6 protein-coding genes are annotated in these 4,927 nt (G+C 62.0%); 1 reads left to right on the top strand and 5 read right to left on the bottom strand.

Annotated features, from left to right (window positions below):
- Positions 1-259: 259 nt before the first annotated feature.
- Entirely contained in the window at positions 260-556 is a 297-nt protein-coding gene (locus EOA28_RS24740; RefSeq protein WP_127249922.1) for a hypothetical protein, read from the bottom strand.
- Positions 557-629: 73 nt separating this feature from the next.
- On the bottom strand, positions 630-2,321 hold the full coding sequence (locus EOA28_RS24745; protein WP_127249921.1) for a winged helix-turn-helix domain-containing protein: 1,692 nt from the start codon (positions 2,319-2,321) through the stop codon (positions 630-632).
- Between the two features lie 162 nt (positions 2,322-2,483).
- Between EOA28_RS24745 and EOA28_RS24750 the strand changes: the two genes are divergently transcribed.
- Positions 2,484-2,828: a hypothetical protein gene (locus EOA28_RS24750; protein WP_127249920.1), complete on the top strand. Its 345-nt coding sequence runs from the start codon at positions 2,484-2,486 to the stop codon at positions 2,826-2,828.
- 654 nt (positions 2,829-3,482) lie between these two features.
- Here the strand turns inward: EOA28_RS24750 and EOA28_RS39005 are convergent.
- The 3 genes from EOA28_RS39005 to EOA28_RS24770 all read right to left on the bottom strand — a co-directional run.
- Positions 3,483-3,653, bottom strand: coding sequence for a hypothetical protein (locus EOA28_RS39005; RefSeq protein WP_189342168.1), 171 nt, complete (start codon positions 3,651-3,653; stop codon positions 3,483-3,485).
- 295 nt (positions 3,654-3,948) lie between these two features.
- A complete protein-coding gene (locus EOA28_RS24765; RefSeq protein ID WP_127249919.1) occupies positions 3,949-4,491 on the bottom strand; it encodes a hypothetical protein in 543 nt (180 codons plus the stop codon).
- A 28-nt stretch (positions 4,492-4,519) separates the two neighbouring features.
- The coding region (locus tag EOA28_RS24770) for a YadA-like family protein (RefSeq protein ID WP_189342169.1) at positions 4,520-4,927 on the bottom strand (408 nt) is incomplete at its 5' end.

Here is a 4,927-nt window from a genome sequence, read left to right on the forward strand (position 1 = left end):
GACCAGGGCTTGGTGGCAGGTTCAGGCCTACGTTTCGCAGATCACGGAGAGCACGTGCTCAAAGGTGTGCCTGACAAACACCGCTTATTCCTGGCGATGTTGGAAGAGGCTGGAGCGACCTCGTAGAGATTCCCCGCCTAGCCTAAGTCTTCCATTTTCGCAGACAATGTCCACGCCCACCTGAATGTCCGCTTTCGAAGATTCGTAGACCGAAGCTGCCGGCCTGTTCTCGGCTCATTGTTGCCCTGCACTCGGCAGCCTACGGAAAGAGGTCGAAGTGCTCGACTTGTGCAGACTCGATCAACTCGGCTTCATCGCCATGATAAATCGCGTTATTCCAGTCTGGCCCGATAGCGGCCTTCACCGACTCCAGGCCATCCCAGACCATCACCATGCAGAACGTCCTGCCCGCACTCTCCGCAGGTGGCTTACCGGGGTAAAAGGCGATGAGCCCCGCCTGCTTCCTCAGCCAGGGAATAGAAAGCGACTCAACACGCTCCTGCCAGAGACGCTGCTTTCCAGCAAAGACCGTGCCGCGATAAATGCGGATAATCATGGCGATACCTCCTTACGGCCCCTTCGTGCGAACAGAATGCGCCCCCTCGATCATGCAGACTGTCGCTTGCCGTCTACGGCGACCCGCATCCGAGCAACCGGACCGGCTTCTCAAGTTTGGCCAGGTCCCCAGACTTGGCACAGCGTGGAAAGCCGGCGAGGCTCATCGTTTCGATCAGCCGGTTCCGCTGTACCTCGGTGAAGGGGAGGTTGGCGATTATTCCCTCTATGCTCAAGTCCGGATACTTCTGGAGGATGAACGCGACAAGCGTCCGCGCCTCATCCGTCCGGCCCAGGGCCGCAAGCGCGGCAGCTCGAAACGTCCCCACCCAGCGATCGTAATTGTCAGGGCCGAGCCGGTCCGTCATGCGTAGGGCGTCCTCGTAACGGCCGGCCCAGAAGTAGGCGACGTTGAGCGGACGGGTGCTCCACATCGGGAAGTTCGGGTTCAGGCTGATCGCCCTGTCGGCCAATTCGGCTCCGCGTTCGGGCTCGCCGAACATGGCCGCCCAGGTAACGTAGAAGGTCAGGATCTCGAACTCGTTCGGCGCCATGCTGAGGGCCGTCTCGAACTCCGCCCTCGCCTTCACCAGATCGGCGCTCTCGGCCAGGGTAATCGCGCGGACCACATGCGCCTCTGCGTCACCCGGGTCGAGCGTGACCGCGCGCATCGCAGCATCGGCAGCCAGCTTTTGGTTCCGCAGGGGCTCCACCCCGAAGCCGGCAAGGACCTTGTGGGCGTGCGAAAGCTCGATCCAAGCCCTGGCGAGGGAGGGATCAAGCTCCAGCGACCGTGTGAGAAGCCGGATGGCCTCTTCCAGATCGTCGCGATTGACCCGTTCGAGCCGCTCGGTGCCGAGAAGGTAGAGCTCGTAGGCGTTGAGGTTCGCTGGTGGCTTGCGATGCGCTTCCCGGCGGCCCGCCTCTTGAATCAGGCCTGCGCCACCGCCGAGCCGGTTCGAGACCTGCTCGGCGATCTCGGTTTGAATCGCGAAAAAGTCGTTTTCGGGCCGATCCCACCGGTCCGACCAGATGTGTTTGCCGGTCGCAGATTCAACAAGTTGCGCCGTGATGCGCACGCGATCGGCCTGGCGCTGGATCAAGCCCTCGACGATGAAGGCAGCCTTGAGAGCCGCACCCACTTCTTTCGTGTTAGACGTCTTTTCCTTGTAGGCTGCGGTCGTATTACTAGCTATCACCCGAAATTCTGGAAATCGGGCAAGGTCAGTGATGATGTCCTCGGTCAGGCCGTCAGCCAGCCGCTGCTGGTCCGCATCACCACCGATCATCCCAAATGGCAGCACGGCAACGGAGGGCAGAACTGCCCCGGCGCCACTCTCATCGGCGCTATGATTAATGCCCCAGAGGAGTCCTGCCGCAAACAAGACCATGGCCAGAGCTATAATGGCTGCCGACCGGCTCCGGCCTTTCAGTTCGATCGGCCATTCCGCGGCATCAACTGCGAGTCTGTATCCGCGTTTTGGCACTACCTTGAGAACCATCTGGTTCTTGTCGCGCAGTGCCCGGCGGATATCACCGATGCATTGCACCAAGCTGTCGTCGGTTACTGCAATACCAGGCCATATCGCTTGCATGAGCTCGTCTTTTGTGACGACGCGATCAGCATGCCTGCTGAGGTATTCAAGCACCGCGAAGGCTTGCGAGCGCAAGACCACATCCTTGCCTTGGCTGTCGCGCAAAATCCCGGCGGCAAAATCGAGAGTGATGCCGTTCACCACGATTGTCTTGGATGAGCGCGGATTCATCCCGCATCTCTCTGCTTGCGCAGAACGTCGAACACTTGATCAGGAACATATCAAACTCCAGATCGGGAGAAAATCGGCGTTTGATCGGTTTCCTTTCGTTACACCAAGGTTGTCTTGGCCGATTATGCCAGCTGGCGACGAGGGGCAGCAGGTCTAACCTTGATGGCTTCGAAACCCACGGCTGTACTGGCAGCCTGCGCGTTGATAACGGGCGGAAGCGCGGGCGCGCATGATGCGGTGCGCGGCTGGCCTTATCCGCCAGCTTGCTGCAAGGGAGATGACCCGGGAGGCGATTGCGAGCGCATCCCGGGCGCATCGGTGAAGACTGGACCGAGCGGCTTTTCCGTTACACTACTTCCTGGCGACCACCACCTGGTGACCCGACAGCATTTGTTTCAGATTCCGTATAGAGACGCGCTGCCGTCCGGTGACCACGATTTTCATATCTGCCTGCATCCAAGTGAGGAGCATATGAACTGCTTCTTCGCGCCGCCAGATTCGATGTGACGGCGAGTTCCGTAGTGAGAATAGTTCTTGCAAGTATCCGAACGTCCGCTGGAGGCGCAAAGCGGTCGGCGCTACGCTGGGTGAAAAGGTCGGCTTCTAGCCCAATCATCCCCGAAAGCGGACGTTCCGATCTCGGCCCCAAGCAGACAATCATTTTGGGTCGAAAGGAGATGCCATCGGTGCAAAGATTTTTCTGCTGTCACGGTTGGCTGGGCGACCCACAATCGCTTTCGGTCGATCCGCTTTCCCATTTGACCAAGGAGAAAGCGACAGCTTTCTCCTCTGAACGTTGGGGTGTGGACTCTGGCTTATGGACTCTGGGGCTTATCCCTGGCCTAAACCCATCTCTCATCCGACAGCAAATCCACCCGTATTTCCAACGGCTTGCTGAACACATCCGCAACGGCTTTATTGGGTCACCCGCCATTTCTCACGCCGGCGCGATGCTTTCTGCCGAGTACCCGGCAGCGCGTCGAGCCGCCGTTGAAGGTGCCCGTTGAGCACGATCATTTCCTTGAGTGCCTTCCCGGGGTCGCCCTTGTGAAGGGCAATGAACTTGTTGATTGAAGCGCGGCCTGCTTCGCGATCATCGGGCAGGACCGCGCCTCAAACATCCGCGCGAGCCGGTGCGGGACAGGCCGGCTCGGCCGCGGGCTAGCCGATCGTTGCGAGGAACCGATCGGTGAAGCCGGCGAGCGTGTTCCAGTCGGTGAATTCGTTATCCTGCCCAGGGTCTGGGTCCTCGCCCTTCATGACGACGAATTTGACGAACTGCTCCTGGAGTAATTTGGTGATGCGCAAGGCGCCGCCCAGCAGAAGCGTCATGCGCGGCTGCCACCCCGTCACGGAGACGAAGCGGTCGACATAGTTCTGGGCAGCGGGCTCGGGGCTTTCCGGCGCCGCCGACAGGCTGACCGATACCAGCGCCGAAGGCTTGCGGCCGGCCGGCGCGGGAGAACTGGGCGGAGCTGTGGGACGACCTCGAACCGCTGCTCAGCGGCGTGCTCACCACCACTGAATCTTGGGGCTAAGCCTACATGGTGAACGTCGGCTCGGGATTGACCTCCAGCGCCACTGCCGCCTCGCGATCTCCTATATCGCAGCCGCCCTCGCCGGCGCTCTACTTCGCCGCCTTATCCCCACCCTCCTGCGCCTTCGGCGCCGGGGCGGTGGTCACGCCGATGGCGGAGATGCGCCAGCGGTTGTCGACGTTTTCGAAGGACAGGTCGAAATCGATCTCTAGCGGCTGCGTGGGAAACAGGCCGACAAGGTGCAGCTGCTTCTGGGGGTCGAGAAACGGCGGCGTGGAGAGCTGCGGGGCGACCACGGCAACCGCCGTCAGGTCGGCGCCGGACTGGCGCAGCGCCTGGAACCTGATCGCGAGGTCGGCGGCAGTGTTCTGGGCGCGAAAGCCTGGCGAGCCCATGTCCCTCAGCACGGTGAAGTTGCCTGTTTCCACCGCCTGCTGGAGAGCCATCATCGTGCTGCGGGCAAGGTAGATCGCCTGCGCGGCGTTTGCCGGCCAGGCGGGCGCCGCGGGCGCCGCCGGTGGCGCCGCCTTCTTCTTGCCCGGCGCCGGCGCCTGGGTCTGCGTCTGGGCAAGGCCGGGCGTAGCGGCGCACACGGCCAGCATCGCCGCAAGGAGAATCGTGACTGTTCGCATCGGGATCATCCTGGCGCGCCGGCGCTTCCTACCAGCTCATCCTCAGGCCCAGCCGTCCGCCGGCCATATTCTGGTTGGGATCGAAGGCGATGCCGCCATTGAGCTGGAGTTGCGAGCCAAGCCGGGCGCCCGCGCTGAGCGCAAAGGCATTGGCGCCCTCGAACGTGCCCCAGTTCAAGGTGGTGACGAATTTTTCGTCCGGCAGCACGGTCGGCGCGCCGGCCAGCGCCATCGCCATGGCGACGCCGGAATAGGCGCGGCTGCCGACGCTGTCGATGCGGGAATTGAGGCTGTTGAATTGCGCGGGATCGGAAAAGCCGAGCGCGCCCGGGGTCACGGAGGCGAGATGGCCGTTGGCATCGGTGGTGACGATCTCGATCGCGCCGGCTTGGGCCGATGAGCTCGCCGCCGACGTCAGGCCGGGCATCGAATAGGT

The sequence above is a fragment of the Mesorhizobium sp. M2A.F.Ca.ET.067.02.1.1 genome, from assembly GCF_004023285.1.
Classification (GTDB): domain Bacteria; phylum Pseudomonadota; class Alphaproteobacteria; order Rhizobiales; family Rhizobiaceae; genus Mesorhizobium.